Annotated in this window: 12 protein-coding genes; 1 reads left to right on the top strand and 11 read right to left on the bottom strand. The window is 41.9% G+C overall.

Annotated elements, in window-relative coordinates:
• Positions 1-364: 364 nt before the first annotated feature.
• The 8 genes from T344_RS0118740 to T344_RS0118705 form a co-directional block, all read right to left on the bottom strand.
• Positions 365-1,246 (bottom strand): carbohydrate ABC transporter permease, encoded by an 882-nt coding sequence (locus T344_RS0118740; protein ID WP_027629971.1) that lies wholly within the window; start codon positions 1,244-1,246, stop codon positions 365-367.
• Between the two features lie 122 nt (positions 1,247-1,368).
• Positions 1,369-2,721: an extracellular solute-binding protein gene (locus T344_RS0118735; RefSeq protein ID WP_027629970.1), complete on the bottom strand. Its 1,353-nt coding sequence runs from the start codon at positions 2,719-2,721 to the stop codon at positions 1,369-1,371.
• Positions 2,722-3,149: 428 nt separating this feature from the next.
• On the bottom strand, positions 3,150-4,751 hold the full coding sequence (locus T344_RS0118730; RefSeq protein ID WP_027629969.1) for a response regulator: 1,602 nt from the start codon (positions 4,749-4,751) through the stop codon (positions 3,150-3,152).
• A 143-nt stretch (positions 4,752-4,894) separates the two neighbouring features.
• Positions 4,895-6,730 (bottom strand): sensor histidine kinase, encoded by a 1,836-nt coding sequence (locus T344_RS0118725; protein WP_051572034.1) that lies wholly within the window; start codon positions 6,728-6,730, stop codon positions 4,895-4,897.
• Positions 6,731-6,936: 206 nt separating this feature from the next.
• Entirely contained in the window at positions 6,937-9,660 is a 2,724-nt protein-coding gene (locus T344_RS0118720) for a calcium-translocating P-type ATPase, SERCA-type (RefSeq protein ID WP_027629967.1), read from the bottom strand.
• Positions 9,661-10,182: 522 nt separating this feature from the next.
• Positions 10,183-10,614, bottom strand: coding sequence for a hypothetical protein (locus T344_RS0118715; protein ID WP_027629966.1), 432 nt, complete (start codon positions 10,612-10,614; stop codon positions 10,183-10,185).
• Positions 10,615-10,626: 12 nt separating this feature from the next.
• Positions 10,627-10,926 carry a hypothetical protein gene (locus T344_RS28720; RefSeq protein WP_034862247.1) on the bottom strand — a complete coding sequence of 100 codons (300 nt, stop codon included), beginning with the start codon at positions 10,924-10,926 and terminating at the stop codon, positions 10,627-10,629.
• Positions 10,927-11,126: 200 nt separating this feature from the next.
• Positions 11,127-12,377: an IS110 family RNA-guided transposase gene (locus T344_RS0118705; protein WP_027629965.1), complete on the bottom strand. Its 1,251-nt coding sequence runs from the start codon at positions 12,375-12,377 to the stop codon at positions 11,127-11,129.
• A 335-nt stretch (positions 12,378-12,712) separates the two neighbouring features.
• Here T344_RS0118705 and T344_RS0118700 point away from each other — a divergent pair, with 335 nt between their 5' ends.
• Positions 12,713-12,964 (top strand): hypothetical protein, encoded by a 252-nt coding sequence (locus tag T344_RS0118700; protein WP_027629964.1) that lies wholly within the window; start codon positions 12,713-12,715, stop codon positions 12,962-12,964.
• Between the two features lie 335 nt (positions 12,965-13,299).
• Here the strand turns inward: T344_RS0118700 and T344_RS0118695 are convergent, their stop codons facing one another.
• The 3 genes from T344_RS0118695 to T344_RS28715 form a co-directional block, all read right to left on the bottom strand.
• Positions 13,300-13,734, bottom strand: coding sequence for a hypothetical protein (locus tag T344_RS0118695; protein ID WP_027629963.1), 435 nt, complete (start codon positions 13,732-13,734; stop codon positions 13,300-13,302).
• A 95-nt stretch (positions 13,735-13,829) separates the two neighbouring features.
• Positions 13,830-14,270: a hypothetical protein gene (locus T344_RS0118690; protein ID WP_027629962.1), complete on the bottom strand. Its 441-nt coding sequence runs from the start codon at positions 14,268-14,270 to the stop codon at positions 13,830-13,832.
• A gap of 27 nt (positions 14,271-14,297) precedes the next feature.
• The coding region (locus T344_RS28715; RefSeq protein ID WP_242842109.1) for an RHS repeat-associated core domain-containing protein at positions 14,298-19,786 on the bottom strand (5,489 nt) is incomplete at its 5' end.

Here is a 19,786-nt window from a genome sequence, read left to right as displayed (position 1 = left end):
AAAGAATTCTTGTGGACTATGACATCGAAGCTGGTAAAACAAGGAGCTCAAAGCACCGTTTTGCAAGAGCCACTTTCGCTGCTGCTAATATACATCTGGATGCTTGGATCAAACACAAATCCTTTAGTATTCTGAGTCTATTGCAATAGTACAAGAACTTTTCAAACAGCATTTAAAAATCTTTGAATTTCAAAGGTTTATTTGCTGTCCCAAAAAATCTGGGCTCAAAATTACACAACTATTAATTTCTCAAGGTACAATGCTTTTTCTACAAATAGCTCCATTTCACAAAGAAAATGGAGTGAAGTATTGGTTTTTCTCGAAATTACCAATTACTTTTCGAGAGTATTCTTTAATCTGCTTATTATGCCTTTTTCATTCTGAACAGCCTTTGTATCACAACTGTAAGCAAAAGACACTCCCCTATTATGAATATGGCCATTGAACTGCCGTAACCATATTGATACTTATGGAAAATAGTATTAAACATAAGGGTACTCGGAACCTCGGTTGCATGTACCGGACCTCCTCCGGTAAGGACATAAATGAGGTCGAAGGTTTTCAATGAACCTATTACGGCAAATGTCACGCAAACCTCCAATATGGGCTTAATCAATGGAATGGTTATTCTGAACGCAGTTTGTACCGAAGACGCTCCATCTATTTTAGCCGCTTCCATAATATCGGAAGAAATGGATTTAATGGCTGCGTACATCAGAAGCATGTGATAACCGATGTACTGCCACACAACAGGGACAAATACCGCTCCAAGTGCGGTATCGGTGCTTCCTATCCACTCTTTGGCCAATGAATCCAGACCGATATTTCTTAAAAATGTATTCAGCAAACCATAGCCCGGGTGGTATATTTTCATCCACAGCTGTCCTATTACAACCGTTGAAACTATGACAGGTATAAAATATACCGACCTGTAGAAATTCTCTCCTCTGACTTTGTTGGATAATACCAGAGCCAGCACTAAAGATATTGGAAGCTGTATGAATACTGACAAAAACGCCAATATGACAGAATTTTTTATTGACTCGATAAAGCCATCTTCGTGGTTTGTAAATAAAGTAATATAGTTATCAATACCAATAAATTTGCTTTTTCCTATTCCATCCCACTGAAGCGTACTGTAATACCCCGACATGAATATAGGAAAAATAATTATCGCAATGAATATAATCAGAGCAGGAAGAATAAAAAAACATATAGCTTTTTTGTTGCTCAGTACTCTCTCCATTTTTCCACCTCACAATTATTAACGGCAAAGGTGTCCGCTGAGAAAATGCTGACTCGCATGTAGTTTCCGAGCGGACACCCTGGATTATTCCCTGACTGTTAATAATTCTACTGTTTTAGTATTTATTTCTTTTCATTCAATTTCTGCATTTCCTTGGCAAATTCTTCAGGAGTTTTCTTTCCTGCATATATTTCTGCTACAAGGTTCTTGTGAGTTTCTGCATCAGCACCTTCAAGGAAGGTATCCCATGCAAGAACATATGATTTTGCATTTGCTGTCAAATCTTTTATCTGTTTGGCCAATGCATTGATCTTTGACTCATCAACGCCGTCAACCTTCCAGGTGGCAAGACCGCCGTCGTCAGCTGTGAGCTTTGCCATTGTCTCCGACAGATATCCTGCTGTCTTGCAGGCAGCATCCTTGTCGGCAGCGTTGGCACTTACACAGAAACCTTCTATGGAACCGCCGAAGAATTCATCAGAAGTACCTTTTCCGTCATTAACCATCGGGAATGCAACAGCCTGAACCTTATCGGCAACCTTGCTGTCTTTGCCCATTATATTTCCTACAAACCAGTTACCCATGTAATACATTGGGATCTGACCTTCTGTAAACGGAATTGCCGATTCATCGTTTGTCAAACCGAGACAGCCATCGTTAAATGCCTTTGCATCAACAAGTTCTTTCAGCTTTGCGGCCGATTCGACAAATGCCGGCTGATCATAGGAAGCAGTCTTATTTAATGCATCAACACATGCCTGAGCACCTGCCGTACGAAGAGCAAGAGCATTCTGGAAGAACATTGCGGGCCATCTGTCTTTGCCACCAACGGTGATAGGAGTGATATTTTTCGCTCTGAAAGCTTTTACAGCTGTGAGAAGTTCGTCGTAAGTAGCCGGTATCTTAACACCGTTCTGATCGAATAAATCCTTGTTGCAGTAGAGTACGGCAACCCATTTTGAATAAGGAATTCCGTATGTTTTATTGTCAAATTTGAAGAAGTCTGTTGCACCCGGAAGAATTTTATCACCTGCTCCTGATGAAGCAATATATTCATCCAATGGAAGAACTTTACCTGCATCTACAAAAGGTTTGGTGAAACCTGCACCCCAGCTGTAGAATACGTCTGGAGCTTCATTTGCAGCAACAGCAGTCTTTAGCTTTGTCTTATAGGATTCGTTTTCTGTTGCATCATGTTCGATAGTAATATTGGCCAGCTCAGTTTTTGCGGATTCCAATACCTTATAGAAATATGCGGCATTTGAGTCCTTGGTCGGATCTGTCCACAGCGTCCAAACCCTGACAGTTGCACTTTTTGTTTCTGATGGTTTTGCAGATGTCTCGGTTGTTGTCGAACCGGCAGCTGAAGTATCAGATGAATTTGATCCGGCGGAATTACTTCCACATGCTGCAAGGCTGGTTGCAATAGCAACTGAAAGAGCAGCAGTCATAACTCTTAATGCAAATCTCTTCATTTTAATTTCCTCCTAAAAGTTATTTATATTTTTTACTGCAAGTTAATAATAAGCTAAGATGCTGCATATATAAATTCATTAGTTTTACTGAAAAGTATAAAATTTTTTCTGTGTGAAATTATTAAACGCATTGTGCTAGTGGTCTGCAACATCTAAAACGTATATTGCCGTCGAGGAAAATTTTCGCAGCATAAGGCGGAGGAAGAAGGCAATACTGTATGTATTGACAAGGACGACAACGAAATTCTGCGGGGATTTAACCGTCGGCAATATGTGACTTTTAGGTGTTACAGACCACTAGATTAATAGCGCAGATATTTTACGGAATAAATAGCTGCTGCCTCACCGGGAACAACTTTGCAGAACTTGTGCTTCAAATAGTGCGCGAGAACGTATACACCAATGAGAAGCCTGAAAGGAAATGAACTTTATTTGGATTTTCTGTAGTCATTCGCACTCAAACCTGTATACTTCTTGAAGCATATGCTGAAATAGTGAGGATCGTTTATCCCCACCTGCCCGGCTATTTCATATACCATTAAGTCTGTGTCTCCCAACAGCTTAAAGGCTTTTTCCATTCTCAATTTCATGAGGTAATCCACAAAGGTCTGTCCGGTTTCCTCCTTGAAAATACGGCTGAGATAGCTTAAATTCAGGAAAAATTTCTTTGCAACTTCTGAAAGTGACAAATTTGAATCGGTATAATTATTATGAATATATTCTTTTACATCCTGCAAAATCTTTCTGGCCTTTTTCCCCTGCTGTCTGCTGACCGACAGAGTTGCTGCCGAAGCCGTATTCTTGAGATACTCTTTGATATCGGGCAATGTATCCAGCTTGAAGATCTTTTCAAAGGGCTGCAGATTGTTTTTAAATATATCCTTCTGGTTTATGTCGGACATTATAATAACATTCATAATTACCGATATTAAATTACATGCAATTACGCGGGCCTGTTCCAACGATTTACAGGCATTCTCCTCCTCGCCAAAAAACAGATCGATGGTTTCTCCCACTTTTTCCAAAAGCCCTGATTTTACATAGAAACCGAAACGGCCCATACTGTCATTGTCTACCCTCATGTTTGCACCGGTGGAGGACCAGATATCCGAGAAGCTGACCACCTGGTTTTTACCCACAACAAACTTGTAGCTGACGGCATCACATGCCTCTTTATAGGAGAGATACACTTTATCGATCCCGCTGTGGATATTTCCTATTCCGATAGCTATTGAACATTTGAGCCTGTTAAGCAGCATGGATTTTATGGTTTCACAGCATTCTTCAAGATCAAGAGCCGTTTCGTTTGACATGACAACAATCCTCTGGCTGTTATCAAAAAAAACATTTACATAATCATCTTTTTCAAAAGACCGGCGGATATAATCAATACATCTCATCTTGTTTATTAATTTATGCTCCTCATCTCCGGAATTTTCTTCTATTATATCCTCCACCTCTATAACAGCAATCCGGAAGTCTGCCGCGCCGAACTTTATGTCAAAGTATGAAAGCCTCTCGTCAATTGACGCCAGGTCAAAACCGCCCTGAATCAATTCATTAAAAAGTTTTTCCCTTAAAAATGGGAGATTCTGCTCCAGCTGTTTTTTCAGCTTTTCATAACCTTTGGAAAGAGTTCTTTCCTTAATTATTTTTTCTCTTATGGATATTAAAGCCCTGGTGATTTCATCGTCATTAATGGGTTTCAGAAGAAAATCCGAGATTCCCACCTTTATACCCTTTTTTGCAAACTCAAACTCCTCATGGCCTGTCAATACGATGATCTTTATATGCGGATGTTTCTCACTGACTGTTTTGCTGAATTCCAGCCCGTCCATTACAGGCATGCAGATATCGGTAATTATGACATCGGGAAGCAGAGTGTCCACGAGCTCCAGCGCCGCCATGGCACTTGAACATTCACCCGCTATGTTGAAACCTATCTCCTCCCAGTTTATACAAGCCTTGAGCAGCTCAAGTACAAGGCGTTCATCCTCTACAAGCATTACTTTCATCAAATCTTCCGACATTTAAAACACCGTTGCCTTTCCGGTTCACGAATAATAAAATTAACTGCTGACTCCACATAGCCATCGTGAACCGGATAAGCCGTGAAGATGTACTTCAATAATTAACAGTCACTGAGCTGTACAAGAACCTGTTGCCGACGTGTCTATGCCTCCCCGGTTTTCAGCTCGGGGAGTTCATTCTGGGGATGCTCCGCAGGTATTTTTATAATGACCCTGGTGCCGTTTCCGGGACTGCTTTCAATAGTGACGATCTCTTCTATTCCATAAAGGATTTTCAGCCGCTCTATTGTTCCCCATATACCAAAGCTGTTTTTCTCCCGGGCCGTTTTACCCGAGGTCAGTTTCTGCACATCTTCCCCGGTCATGCCCATACCATTGTCCGCAATAATCAGTTGGATAGAATCTTCATGATATTTTGCACCTATATATATGGAACCGCTTTTTTGCATGGGTCTGATCCCATGGTACAGAGCATTCTCCACAAAAGGCTGCAAAACAAGCTTCAGTATCTTATACTTTTTAACCTCCTCATCGATGTCATATTCCACCGAGAACATATCCTCATAACGGTATTTCTGAATCTTCAAATAGTTGCTCACCACATCAAGTTCCTCTCCGATGGTAATGAGCTCCTTACCCTTGCTCAGGCTTGTCCTGTAATAGTTTCCAAGTGCCTTCATTATATTGTAGACATCCTGGTTTTTTCCCGAGAGTGCAAGTGAGCTTATGGAATCGAAAGTATTATACAGGAAGTGAGGCTTTATCTGCGCCTGCAGCACTTCCAGCTCCGTTTTCCGCTTCAGCTTCTGCTCCTCAACTATCCTGTAAATCAGTTTTTGTATCTCCTCCACCATTGTGTTGTAGCCGTCTCTGAGCCTGCCTATTTCATCCTTGCCTGCCTTCAGCTGCACCTTTTTGAATTCGCCCTTTTCTATTCCCTTCATGGCCTCGCAAAACTTCTTTATAGGCACGGTTATGGTCCTCGATATAAAAATCGAGCCCACAAATAAAAGCAAGCTGTTTACCGCCACCAGCAAAAATGTTACCAACCCTATGAACCCCGACTCCTTGGAAAGCTCCCTGTAGGGTATTATGCTGGCTACCTTCCAGCCCGTTTCATCAATCCTCAGATAAGATACCATGTACTCGGTTTGGTCGGACTTCCACAGTGTATATTTCTTATTTAATTTTTCATTGTCATATATGAATTTCGTAAGATCAAAACCCGAGGTATTATCCGAATCTATCAGTATGTTGTCCTGGCCATCCATGAGAAGTATCTCGGCATCGGGATTGTTTGTCATATCATAGCAGGATTTTTCAAGCACCGCCTCAGGGATATTTAAAACCAATATACCAAGCGGGGTTTGTGTATGCAGATCATTTATAACCCTTATAAGAGATATAAAACTTCCTTCGAAACTCACAGGGTTGAATATTCCACCTGCATTGTAGGCCAGAATATAGCTCCCTTTCTTTTTCATAACCTCGTTATACCAGGGGGCCTGAGTTATATTGGTAATCTTTACTGTTCTGGCGATACCTTTTTCTGCGCTGTACTTATGACCCCTCAAGTCAAATATGTGAATCGACGAGGCATACGAACTTCCCCCTACCAGCCTGTCCACCGCCACATCAGCCTGATGCTGGTATGCAAAGCTGTAGTCTGTCAAAGTGTTCCTAAGAGAATCCTGTATTTCATCATTTGATACGATAAGTTTGGAAAATTCGGCTACATTTCCTATAACCGTATTTGTGCTTGTACTGACTGTATGCAGCAGCTGAAAGGATATGTTGCTTATGGGACCCAGGGCGATTGCAGAGTTGACCCTTGAATACAGTACTGCACTTATCCCTATGGAAATTGCCAGAAGTATAAGATAGTAGGCCACGATTTTTGCGCTTATGGAAAGGTTCATCAGTCTTTGCTGCATATTCCCCTGGATTTTATGCTCAAATACCTTCATCATCTTCTGCATTTTCCGCCCTCCGATAAACTTCCGAAAACATGAAATATGGCGTAGACATGATCACCCTACCCGGATTTTTAATACTTTGATTATATTAAATAGTCCCTGTATTGTAAACATGCCTGCGCCTGTTCTGCAGTCAAACAACAGCCGTTTATTCAATTAGGCTTTAATTTACATAAATATAATACTTTATATAAATATTTTTTATTTTGTTAATTATGTCTTTTCCTGTTAACTCCCAGCAGGCTTGATAATACAGGTCCCATCAAGGTAAAGCCCAGGATGAGCAGCCATTCGTTCAGGCCGAGAGGCACGGTTTCAAAAATCGTCTGAAGTGCAGGTATATATACCACTCCAAGTATCATTACCAATGAGCACAGAACTGCAAGTATCAAGGGAATGTTATTAAATATGGGTATTTCGAATATGTTTTTTGTTTCAGATTTGCACTCAAACACATGGATCAGCTGTGTCATTACCAATGTCATAAATGCTCCTGTGCGGGCCAGCTCTACATTATCCACAAAATACAGTATGCTGACGAATACCCCCAGAGTGCTCAAACCGATGAATATCCCTCTTGATACTATTAATTTCAGCAGGCCGTGGGAGAAGATATGATCCTTTGCTCCCCGTGGTTTTCTCATCATGATATCATTTTCTGCGGGATCCAGTCCGAGGGCTATGGCCGGCAATCCGTCGGTAACAAGGTTTACCCATAATATCTGAATAGGCAGCAGCGGTATGGGAAGCCACATAATCATACCCAAAAACATGGTCAATACTTCACCCAGATTACATGCCAGCATGTATCTTATAAATTTTCTGATATTGTTGTAAATAACCCTTCCCTCTTCTACCGCTGCAACTATGGTTGCAAAGTTGTCATCCAGCAGTACCATGGAGGAGGCCTCCTTTGTCACATCAGTGCCGGTTATTCCCATGGATACACCGATATCGGCCTCTTTTACGGCAGGAGCGTCATTTACTCCGTCTCCTGTCATGGCAACTATGTGACCCAATTTCTTAAGCACCCTGACAATCATCAGCTTGTGCTTGGGAGAGACTCTTGCATATACCGAAACAGAAGGAGCCATATTTTCGAGCTGTGACTCATTCATTCTGTCAAGCTCGGCACCTGTCAATACATTATCCCCCTCACAGAAAATGTTTAATTCTCTGGCTATGGCTGTGGCTGTGAGCTTATGGTCCCCGGTTATCATTATGGGCTTTATACCTGCAAGCCTGCATTTTTGAACAGCTTCTATGGCTTCTTTTCTCGGAGGGTCGATCATTCCCATCAATCCCACGAATATAAGATCATTCTCCACATTTTTAGTATTGGGACTGTAAGTGCCGGTCTCCAGTTTTCTAAAGGCCAGCCCCATTACTCTCAGGGCATTGTTGGCCATACTGTCGTTTATCCTGGTTATCGACCTTCTTGTCAATTCATCCAGCTTGATAATTCCCCTGGCCGACATTATTCTGTTGCACTTGTCAATAATCATATCAGGGGCGCCTTTTGTGAATACATACACCTCTCCCTTGTTGCTTTTACAGACTATTGACATGCACTTTCTGTCAGAATCAAAGGGGAGCTCATCTATTCTCTGATAAGTTCCGTTCAAACTGTTCTGAGTTATACCCGCCTTTGCGGCAGCGATGGTCAAGGCTATTTCGGTGGGATCCCCCGAGATTTTCAGGGTATCCTGTTTGGAGAAAATGGATTTGATTTTACCCATCGCGGTATTTTCGGAAGCGGGCCTGGTTATGACCGAGTTGTTGCACAGAGCTCCGATCTCCAGTGCCAGTTTTACTCCTTCCACTTTCAGAGGGTCGGAAGATCTGTTGTCAGCAAGAAAGTCCCCCTCCAGATTGTAACCGTTGCCTGTAACCGAAAGCTGGTAGCCTGCCGCATATATTTTTCTCACCGTCATCTTGTTCTCTGTTAGCGTCCCTGTTTTATCCGAGCAAATTATGCTGGCACAGCCCAGGGTTTCAACTGCCGGCAGCTTTCTGATCAGGGCATTTCTTTTCAACATTCTCTGGACACCCAACGCCAGGGATATGGTGACTATTGCCGGAAGTCCTTCAGGAACGGCGGCCACGGCCAGGCTGATCCCCGAGAGCAGCATGTTGAAGAGCTTTTCACCGCGGATGACGCCAGCTATGGAGACGATTGCACATATCAGCAGACATCCCACGGCAATAAACTTACCCAGGTGTGCAAGCCTTCTCTGCAGCGGCGTCTCATCATCTTCAATATTCTGTATCATATCGGCAATATGGCCCATTTCGGTTTTCATACCGGTGGCATAAACTACAGCTTTGGCTCTGCCGCCGGTTACCACGGTTCCCATATAAACGGAGGATTTTTTATCGAAAGGGTCTATGAGCGCTTTGTTGTTTTTAATAGGATTCTTTTCAACGGGAACCGATTCCCCTGTAAGGAGTGACTCATCAACATGCAGACTGCTGCTTTCCAGAATGGCTGCGTCGGCGGCAATACGGTCCCCTGCCTCTATGACAAGAACATCCCCAGGAACAATTTCTTCTGCCGGAATGCTCACCTGCTGCTCATTCCTGATGACCTTGGCACTTGGTGCTGCCAGGGACTTTAATGCCTCCATGGTTTTCTCGGTTTTGAATTCCTGGACAAAACCCATTATTGCATTTACCACAACAATAGCTATTATGGTGACAGCCTCGGTCATTTCACCCATGAAGCCCGAAATAACGGTTGAGATCATCAGAATTATAACCATCAGATCGGTAAATTGCTGAAACAGTATCTTCAAAGGTGATATTTTCTTTCTCTCGGCCAAGATGTTAAGGCCGTGCTTTTGAAGCTTATATTTGGCCTCCTTGTCGGTAAGGCCTGTCGTTAGTATATTTTCTGATTTTGCATAATTCAACATAGATTCAATAACACTCATGACATTTTCTCGCCTCTCTGGTATTTAGCATGACTTTCAATAAAAATTGGTACTGTTTTTGAAAGTCATGCTATGAATATTTTTATTCGGGAGGGAGGGAAAATAGTACAAGATTATTGAGATTTAATCAGCTTGAAATGGGGGCTGGAATGTAATATAAAATAATATGAAATTGAATATTTTTATTTATTAATTTATTATTTGATGCAAATTAATTGTAAATGCTCCTGCGCTGATTTAGGTCAATGGGTTGTACCTTGTCGTACCGCAACATTAATACAATTTAAATACATGATATATATATTATAATAGTGCTCCCGTACAAACATCAAAAAATGGATAGCTCACAAAGCTCATGCTGAAATTTGTACGGCTCCTCACAAGTATTTTTGCTGTCGCAGCAAACTCAACCTCCTGTTTCGGGTTGCTGCTCAAATCGGCTTCCTGCCGATTTGCCAGCAAAATAACAATAAAATTATCTTGCCAAAGAAGAAACTAAAAAATTCAAACCATCAAAATAATTTACTCTCCCTTCAACTGCTGAATTTCGTTGATTGCTTCTTTTAATAAAATACAATAAGCGTTTATAAGTGTTATTATTTTGTGTACATTTGGCTCTTTTAGTTCACGTCTTATTCTTCTTATCCCTTTCCAATCCCCTGCTTTAATTTTTCCACTCTCAAATAGCTTCTCCAAATGAACTCTTACCTTCTTACCTTTATGCATATAGTAGCCACTTGGCAGCTCCCCATTTTCGAGAATTGTAACAAGTACAAATAAATCTAAATCTCGATAGTCTATTTCAAACTCAATTGCAAGTTCCTTATCAGAAGCCAAATAGCTTAGTGTGAAATTCCAAACATCACTTTTCTCTACTCTGTTATTATAGCCCATCTGCCTTAAGAAATCGGTCTTTTCAATCAATATGCTACTTATTTCCTCCATTTTATTCACGCTTGCACCCTCCTATCTATCTAGTCCTGGAACACCGCCAGAGAGTCTTCCATCACGTTCAAAGACTTTTTTATAGTTTTCATAACCTTTAACTTGAGAACGCTCCATGTTATAGAATGGACTTGGCTCTCTTCCTAAACTTCTTCTTGAAAAGTCAGGACCGATATCAATTATTTCTCTGCCTTCTTTCATCATGTTATTTATCCATCGTTCATTTCTTTTCATCCCTAAATCAAAGTCAAATGGGTCATTCTTCCACGGGTTATAAGCATGTCCCCCAACCTCATCAGCATATTGCTTAACTCGTTTCATATTTTCACCCATTATTATCGGTTTCTTTGCAACAGCACTTACTACCTCAGACGCTCCCGCATTATAAAAGCTCTATACTTTGCTATTATCCTGCGGTTTTCCTTCCCCCTAAAAAGACACGCTCTATATGAAGCCTCCTTACAGAAGCTTGTTTACATTTTTTACAACTCTATTTTACTATAATGACAGTTCAAACAACATCAATCTGCCAACTTTTCAAACGGCTTGTATTCGGTCTTTGTCCGCATCATGCCGTAAATAATCCTCACAGCCCTTCTGGTTATGCAGACAAGAGCTTTCGGCTTTGTTTTGCCTTCCTTGAGCTTGCTTTCAAAATACTCTCTGAATACCGGATGCCTTGCCTTACCGTTGGGATTTACCTGCACCAATTGGATGGCGAGAAAGTGGAATATTGCATTTAAAACCCTGTTGCCCTGTCTGCTTCGCTGGTCTTTGCCCTTTCCGGCAGAGCTGAAATTGACCGGAGCCACACCGCTGAACCGAGCCAGCTTGTCAGAGTTGGGGAACCTTTCAATATTGCCAATCTCAGAGATAATGCCTGCCGCTGTGATAAGGTTGATGCCCGGCATGGTATGAAGCTTGTAGCCTGTGAGCTGAATCAGCCGCTCCAATTCCCTGTCGATATCCTCATTCTCCTGCTTCCTGAACTTCAATTCCCGTACAAGACTCCTGATAACAAGGTCACACTCATCCTGATAATCCTTCTCCTCCGGGCTGTTTCTTTCTGAAAATGAAAGTATCTCCTGCACCTTCTTTACCGTCATGCCTCTGTGCACCTGCCGTAATTCCTCCAGCAATTCTTCCGGCTGTACATCTTTCAGATGCTTGGGATGCGGATACTTCTCCCAGAAATACATGGCTGTTTTGGTGTCCACATCACAGAAATATTGCTTGTAGCTTGGGTAAACATAGGTAAGCTGGGCATTCAGCTGGTTTTTAGCAACAATAATCCCTTTGATGAGTGAATCCCTGCGTTTGACCAATTGCCGGATCGTCCAGAATAAATCGTCATGCTGTTCATCCGGCAGGGTGTCCAGCATATCCCGCAGTATCCTTGCCACACAGAAGGCATCGTAGGAATCATCCTTTCTGGACATGGGTGCGCTTGAACGCATTGCATCGGTGTAGGCAGGATTTACATGCTTGACGGTGTATTTATGTCCCAAAAGGTAGGAAGCAAAATTCCGTCCAAAGCCCCTGGTATCCTCCAAGCCGAATATGGGCTGCAAGTCCCCGTACAACGTTTTTATATCGGCCATGAATTTGCCATAGGCCGACGGCCTGTTGGCGAAGGTAATCTCGCCTAATTTGTTAGTCCAGCAGTCCATAACCACTGCCGTATGGGTATCCTTATGCATATCGATGCCTATAAAAGCCATCTTACGTTTTTGGTAAATGCTATCTCCTCCGTTTCTTTGCTTTGTCTCCATAAAACCTGCCGGCAACCGCACTTTATGAGCGTTAGATTTGGTTAGGGACATTTCTTGAAAAGATGTGTCCCTTGAACTTAATCCCCGCAAGGGAGCGTAAACCTATCTACTTTCCATGTGACAAATTACGTGATTTGCACTGCTTTTCAGTGCTTGGCATCACGAGCCTTGATTCAATTGTTGTGTGTGATATTAACTCTGGTACGGAAGGATTGCAAGTAGATTCTGAGGCATTTTAAATAGAAAAAACAAAACAAAAAACAGAGAAGAAAAAATGTTATAGTTTTTCTTCTCTGCATGTATCTGTGTTTTTATGATGTGCTTTGGCGAAAGCAATGAGGGAAGTTTTCCCCCTTAAACCCCCGGCTGCCCCCATTTTAGCATGGACAAGAATGCCGGTCAAGCTATGGTTCACCATGAACCATGGGGGATGGGCTGTGCCTCATGCACTGAGTAAAACCGGGCTGGAGGAATTGATCGTGCAGCATATTTCAATCATCAAATTCCTTGCCCCTGTGTGGCGATGTGTTACCCTTGTTTCAGATTTTCAAGCGGCTTTGGGATACGAATACCCATGCACAGATTGAGAAGGAATTTGAGGGCAATTTGGCGACTGTTTGTTTTGATACTTTTCTGAACAAATTGTGCTGAACCCAGGGGTTGAAAATGATGCAGGTTAAAGAGGGGTGGTCGAAATTGGGGTACGGTCACCTTTCAGGTGGTCGGAACATGAGAACGCCCGCATTTACCAAGGTGTTACATGGTGGTCATTACTGACACCTGTGGCTTTTACTGAAATGTTCAAATACAGAACTTTTTGTTGATTACACTGAAAAGGTGTGGGTTCATTATTATTGTTTTATGTCTCCTATTACACAGATTATAGGGCAGGCTGTTACACCTGCCCCTTATTAGTATATCTCTAGCTATTTAATTTTGTTAGGGATTCGATTGCTGAGCCTGCAACCTCTATTACATACCAATTTACAGCAATTAAGAAATCCGCTTTTTCATTAGATATAAAATACTCCATACCATATGAGTTTTCCATTAAACTTCCAATTAATTTAGCATCCTTTATCACCACTACTGAATTTCTATCTCTGCTTTCTTGATCAAAAAAAATGTAAGCTGGTTCACTTTCTAAGTGTTTTGAGTATGAAAACTCATTTCCCTCCAAAGGAATAGTCAGGGTTTCATTACCAATAGATAAGTGTCCGGTAGTTTTAAAAGGTTTAAATATATCAATTACTCTTTTTATGAATTGTTTAGAATCATTCTCATCCAATATAACTGTCTCTATACCTATATTACTACTGGTTTGAGTTAATTCATAAGTATTTGGTTTGACATTCATATAATCATCTCCTTGCTGCTGAAAGTTAGTCTTCAAAAACAGGTAAGCAAAAGGGCAGGCTATTATACCTACCCCTTCTTCTTATTATGTTAGGCTTATAATTGTTTTAATGCTATCTCACAGTTCGCTTCATTTACACCGATGTAGAAAATTACTTTATTTTCCACATCAACAATGCATATATCACCAAATCTCCACAACTCACTAAGTGCTTTTTTACAATCATCCACCTTAACCTTAACCCACCAGATACCCATTCCTTTAAAAGGCATTAACCAACTTGCTCCATCTTTAATAAATGACAAATTTTCTAAAAACCAGTCAACCAAATTATCATTATCCCCATCCATTTTTCTAGTACATAGCCTTGGATAACTGTATTTATGTAACTCACTAACACTTTCTGAGTACTTTGTAACTTCCTCTGATTCAGCTTCAAGAAAATCAATTATGCTTACTGCCTTAATTTCTTCGATTTGTTTTTTCATATTAAGCAGTATGCTTTTTTTACGTATCATTTCTTTTCTATCGTCCATAACTATATCCTCTCTTTTTACAATAAATTACCTAGAATATGGTATATGATGGTTTGTATCCTTGTTTGTTGGAGAATACCTATTGTCAGGGTTCTTAAAGTCATACTTAAATGGGTCTGCACCTTTGGGAGCTGTTCCCGCATGGGTATGTAATCCCTGCTCTACATCATTAATATGGTCAGCAACAACCTTTTTTCCTTGTGGTGTTTCGTACTCATAATATCTTCCATGATGAGTGGGATTATCACTATATTCAAAGTTTTTATAGTTCGCACCCTTTTTGGTTATATCATCACCAACTGTCCATTGACGTGAAGCTTGTTGCGACCTAGGAACTTCAGCCCAGTCTTTAGCTTTATTGAGGGCTTCTGTTCGATTAAGGCTACTTCCGACCTCAGACGCTCCCGCATCATCGCCTCCAAACTGTTGGTAGTTAAGCTGCAGCTTAGTGCCTCCCGGAATACTTGTACCTCTGTTTACGGCAATTGTCTGGCTATAATTTTTTCCAACTGATCCCAGCATAACTCCACCAAAAGCAGCTGATGCCACATCTAATGGTATTTTGCTATATTCTTCATTTTCTATATCGCTTTTTACTGCAAGACCTCCACCTACCAAACTTAAAGTTCCCCAGGCTATTGGTTCGGCATTCGCTGCTACAAAAGTTGCAGTTGGAGAAGCCAATATAGTAGGCACTAGAACAGGAGCTGCATATATCGCCGTGGCTACTGCGGCTCCTGTTCCTGCTGCAACCGCCATTCCAGTGGAAAACCTTGCTAACCGTTGTTCTGATTCTGTTCCGTATGTATCTATTATATCAAATGCTTCTTTTCTTTTTTCTGAGTTTGTCAATGCCTCAAACCCAGCTTTTGTTTTATTTGCCTGTTCTGCACTCCACTTTTTAACAGCCTTTGTATCATTTTTTAGTGTTGTCCAGGCCTTTGACGCATTTTTCTTTGCCCCATTCACAACATAGGAGGCTGCACTTTTTGTGTCATTCCATGCACTTATTGTTGTACTTGTTGTGACTTTCCATACTTCTTCGGCCTTTTCAGTTACATAGTCTGCTGCTTCAGAGGCTTTATTTCCAACCCATTTTGCTCCCGAGGATATTTTGTTTCCTACGGGGTTAATTACTTTCTTTTTAAGCCAGCTCCACGGACTATGCCCCGTCGGATCACTATACATCAACGGTTCATTATGGCAATACGTATACAGGTTCAAACTCAGCGGGTCATTGCGGTCCCCCAGGTAGGTGTCCTCCTGCAGGAATCTGGCTGTTTTGGGATCATACATTCTGGCGTTCAGATAGTACAGTCCTGTCTCCTTGTCGTACTGGTAGCCTGCATAGGTTATGCTGTTGCTTGCACTTCCTGTTGTGTCGGTTATGTTTCCGAAGGCATCATAGTAGTAGGTCGCGGCTATTGTTCCGTCCGACCTTAACAGGGCGGTTACGTCTGCATGTCCATTGTACATGTAGCTGTAGGTGGTTCCGTCGGCTGTTCTCATGAGCAGGTTCGTGCCGTATATGTTCCTGGCCTTCTGGGTGTTTGACTGGTCTACTTCCAGGACTACCTTGTCATAATCGTACAGATATCTGGTTATTGCTCCGTTTACTCTTTTTTCTACTCTGTAGCCTTCTCCGTTATAGAGGTTTTCTACAGTGCTGCCGCCTGTAGCTGTCCGTATTAGCTGATTTCTGCTGTCGTAGCTGTTTGTGACGGTTACCGTGCCGTTTACGGTGGTTGTGAGCTGGTTCCCGTTGTTATCATAAGTGTATGTCGTTGTGGTTGCCAGGGTACCGTTCTGTTTGGTGGTTATCTGCATCAATCTGTTCTGCTCGTTATAGCTGTATGTATTGAGTGCTGTGCTGCTCCCCGACTGGATGGTTTCTGTTTCCCTGTTTCCGGCTTTATCGTAAGTGTAGGTGGTTTTTGTACCGTTCGGTTCGGTTACTGTTTCCAGTCTGTTCAGCACGTCATAGGTATAGCTTGTAGTGCCTCTTGCATCGGTTTTTGTTATCTGGTTGTGAGCTGCATCATAGGTGTAGCTGTAGGTATCTATTACGCTTCCGTCTGCTTTTTTGTTTGTCAGCGTGTGCAGCAGCCCATCTGCATAGTAGGTGTAGTCTTCTCTTGCTCCTCCGCTGTAAATTACACTTTCTCTTGCCCCATTGTCCAGATAGCTGTAGGTTGTTGTTTTTCCGTCTGCTGTGACAGCTTTCAGTCTGCCTGCCATGTCGTAAACTTTTGTAGTTACGTTGCCTTTCGGATCTGTTGTGTTTTCCGCCCAACAACCTGCGTCCATGCCTGTTATTATATCATACACATATACGCTTTTTCCAATGTTTGGCACTGTTTTTGCTGTTACCCTGTTCAGCTCATCATAGGTTCTGACGGTGGTTCCGGTGCTGTCGGTCATTGTCAGCCGGTTACCGTTGCCATCGTAGGTATAGGTTATGGTTTCGGAGCCTATGGTCTGGGTCAGCAGTCTGCCGTGTATATCATAGGTGTAGTTTATGGTTTTTCCGTTTCTGTCTGTTTTTGCAGCCGGTGTTCCATCCGTATTATAGATACTGGTTTCTGTTTTTGCAGGGTTGTAACTGTAATTGCCCGGCGTTCCTGTACGGCCACCCTGGTCGATGCGTTTTGATACTTTGTTGGCTGCATTGTACTCATAGGTTGTTATGTTGCCTTTTGCGTCTTTTTGTGAAAGCAGGTTCCCGTTCAGGTCATACGAATATTCCGTACTTTCATTTTTGGCGTTTGTTACTTTATTCAGCCTGTTGTATTCGTCATATTGGTAGGTGGTCTGGTTGTTTCTTCCGTCTTTCTTCGTTGCTATATTGCCCAATTCATCATAGGTCTGGCTGGTTGTATGGCCTTCAGAATCTGTTGTTGTCAGCAGTCTGTTGTTTTTGTCATAGGTGTATTGTGTGGTTTGGTTTAACGCATCATAGGCTTTTTCCTGTACATTGTTATGGTTGTATTCCAGCTTCTGTATGCTGTGGCTGTATGCGTCTTTTTGTTCTATCAGCCTGTTCAGGCCATCATATGTGCTTGTGGTTGTGTTGCCCCTCCAGTCGGTTTCGGCGGTCTTGTTGCCATTGGCATCATATGTGAATTTGGTTTGGCGGTCCACTCCCGATACCGTCTGCCTTGCTGCTATGAGCTTATTTTGATGGTTGTATATATATTCTTTTTCATTTCCGTTTGCATCTGTGGAATACCTTACGTTTCCGTTTTTATCGTACCTGGAGCCTGTGGTTATTGCTTCTGAGCCGTCCTGTGCCTGCTGTGTATGTGTCAGTATATCTCCCTGATTGTTATATGTATAGGTGTCAACTGCTCCTTTTGTATCCTTCTGTATTTTCAGTCTGCCCATCACATCATATTGGCAGGTTATTTCATTTTGAGGTATTGTTGCATCTCCTGGGTATACTGCTCTTCTTACCTTACCTAATGCATTGTACTGGTATGTTGTCGTGTTTCCAATTGCATCTGTTTCGGTAAGCAGATTGCCCAAATAGTCGTAAGTGCTGGTTTTTAGTACCGTTTCTGCCGCAGTTGAAGTTTTCCTTACTCCTATTTGTGTTATGTTTCCCGCATCGTCATAATAATAGTTTGTAATGACTCCTTTTGCATTTGTTTCGGAGGTTTTATGTCCGAGTGCATCGTAGCTGTATTTTGTTGTAAAACTCAGTCTTCTCTCTTTTGATACGGGATCCAGTACCGTTATCGGTTTGTTTGCCAGATTGTAGGTGTATTCCGTTCCGTAGCCTGTGTTTATCTGTGTATCTATGCCCGTTTTGTCTGTTGCTGCTTCGAAGCCCAGCCCATCCAGTACTTTTACCGGATTTCCGTTGTTATCGTACTTGTATGCCTCCTGTACTATTCTTACCTGCCGGGTTGTCCATTGGTGCGTGTCAGTATCCAGTCTCTTTTCCTCTCCCGCATATGTTTTGGTTTTTATCCTGTCCATCAGGTCATAGGTATATTCCACTCTGTTCATCTGATCGATTGTCTTTGATGAATCATAAGCATTTGGAGCTACTTCGGCTGTTTTCCTTCCCGCCCTGTCATAATAGAAGGCTGTTGTATTATTGGCAGCATCTGTGGTTCGTACCAGTAATCCTCTCTGGTCGTATGTATATGTTGTTATATTTCCATTCGAATCAATTTTCTCAATTGGCTGGCCCTGCCAGTCATATTTTGTTGATGATGATATATTCGTCTGATTGCCGTATTCATCCATGCCCGGCCGGCTTACGCCGGTCTGGTTGTTCATATTGTCATAGGCATATGTGGTTGTAACGTTGTCCGGAGTTGTCATTGTCTCAAGGTTGCCGTTCTGATCATAGGTATAAACCGTTATTACACTGACATCTTCGGTACTGTTGATATCATTGCCTTCAAAGTCCCCTGCTTTTATGTGTTCAGTTTTTTCTGCGACCTTACCCAAGTGATTGTACCGGTAATCTGTTACAATATAGTTTTCAGGATCTGTATATACCTTTTCCTGAATTGCGTTTCCGTCTGCATCGTATTGGTATTCGGTTTTTCTTCCTTCATTATCTGTAACGCTCCTTACCTTGCCGTTTTTATAGTACTCATAGGTTTTTGTTATCTGTTGGGTAGGTTTGCCATCTTTGAGGACCGTATCTTTTCCGGTTATTTCCTGTTTTACTTCTCCGACCTTGCTATAGAACGTACTATTGTACGTAAATCTGGTGCTGCCGCTGACTGTTTCAAAAGGAGTCCATTTTTCAGTCAATCTATTTAAGCCGTCATATTTATAATATGTAACATTCCCTTTTGCATCGGTGGTATAATTTACTGTGCCGTTTGCATTATATGTTGTAGAAATTGTTGTGCCGTCAGGCCTGGTTTCCGATATTTGTCTCCCGGCATAATCAAATACGCTGACAGTGACTGCAACTTCAGTGTCATTCAAATATTTTTTGTGTATCTGCTGAGTTTTCCCTCCTGCCAGAATTTGATAGGTATTTTCTTCAAGCAATACCTGTTCTGCCGTGGGATCTTCCTGGAAATATGTTCTCAGGGGTCTGTTTATCAGATCATATTCATTTGTGTATTTGGCTCCGTTGGGTTTTGTTTCTGTTACAACATTTCCATATATGTCATAGGTGTATGATGTTGTATTATTGTTCGGATCTGTAACCGTTCTGACCTTGCCGTTGTCGAAGTATGTATACCTGTACCCTGCATTCCCGGTATACCGGTGGTTTTGTATGTCGTCTTCCGAAGGATCGTACAATTTTGGAGATATTTCTTTTGTTTTCCGGCCTTCCGAGTCGTAGGTTATTCTGGTAGTTTCTCCTCCATCCGTCACCTGCCTTTCAAGGTTTCCGTTTTTGTCATATACATACCCGGTATTATTTCCATTTGGTGTGGTGGATTTTACAAGCCGGCTTGATGCATCGTACTCGTTAGCACGCGTGTTGTTTTCGGCATCTGTTTCTGTAATGATATTTCCATAGGTATCATATGTGTATA

Origin of the sequence: Ruminiclostridium cellobioparum DSM 1351 = ATCC 15832, assembly GCF_000621505.1 — a bacterium.
Taxonomy (GTDB): Bacteria; Bacillota; Clostridia; order Acetivibrionales; family DSM-1351; genus Ruminiclostridium; species Ruminiclostridium cellobioparum.
Note: the sequence above shows the minus strand (reverse complement) of the source record. Positions and strands in the feature narration are given on the sequence as shown.

What these genes read in the sequence shown, in the direction of transcription:
- T344_RS0118690 (WP_027629962.1), bottom strand. Translation starts at nt 14,270, where the DNA reads ATGGACGATAGAAAAGAAATGATACGTAAAAAAAGCATACTGCTTAAT.
- T344_RS0118730 (WP_027629969.1), bottom strand. Translation starts at nt 4,751, where the DNA reads ATGTCGGAAGATTTGATGAAAGTAATGCTTGTAGAGGATGAACGCCTT.
- T344_RS0118725 (WP_051572034.1), bottom strand. Translation starts at nt 6,730, where the DNA reads ATGCAGAAGATGATGAAGGTATTTGAGCATAAAATCCAGGGGAATATG.
- T344_RS0118720 (WP_027629967.1), bottom strand. Translation starts at nt 9,660, where the DNA reads ATGAGTGTTATTGAATCTATGTTGAATTATGCAAAATCAGAAAATATA.
- T344_RS0118700 (WP_027629964.1), top strand. Translation starts at nt 12,713, where the DNA reads ATGAGGGAAGTTTTCCCCCTTAAACCCCCGGCTGCCCCCATTTTAGCA.
- T344_RS0118740 (WP_027629971.1), bottom strand. Translation starts at nt 1,246, where the DNA reads ATGGAGAGAGTACTGAGCAACAAAAAAGCTATATGTTTTTTTATTCTT.
- T344_RS0118705 (WP_027629965.1), bottom strand. Translation starts at nt 12,377, where the DNA reads ATGGAGACAAAGCAAAGAAACGGAGGAGATAGCATTTACCAAAAACGT.
- T344_RS28720 (WP_034862247.1), bottom strand. Translation starts at nt 10,926, where the DNA reads ATGAAACGAGTTAAGCAATATGCTGATGAGGTTGGGGGACATGCTTAT.
- T344_RS0118695 (WP_027629963.1), bottom strand. Translation starts at nt 13,734, where the DNA reads ATGAATGTCAAACCAAATACTTATGAATTAACTCAAACCAGTAGTAAT.
- T344_RS0118735 (WP_027629970.1), bottom strand. Translation starts at nt 2,721, where the DNA reads ATGAAGAGATTTGCATTAAGAGTTATGACTGCTGCTCTTTCAGTTGCT.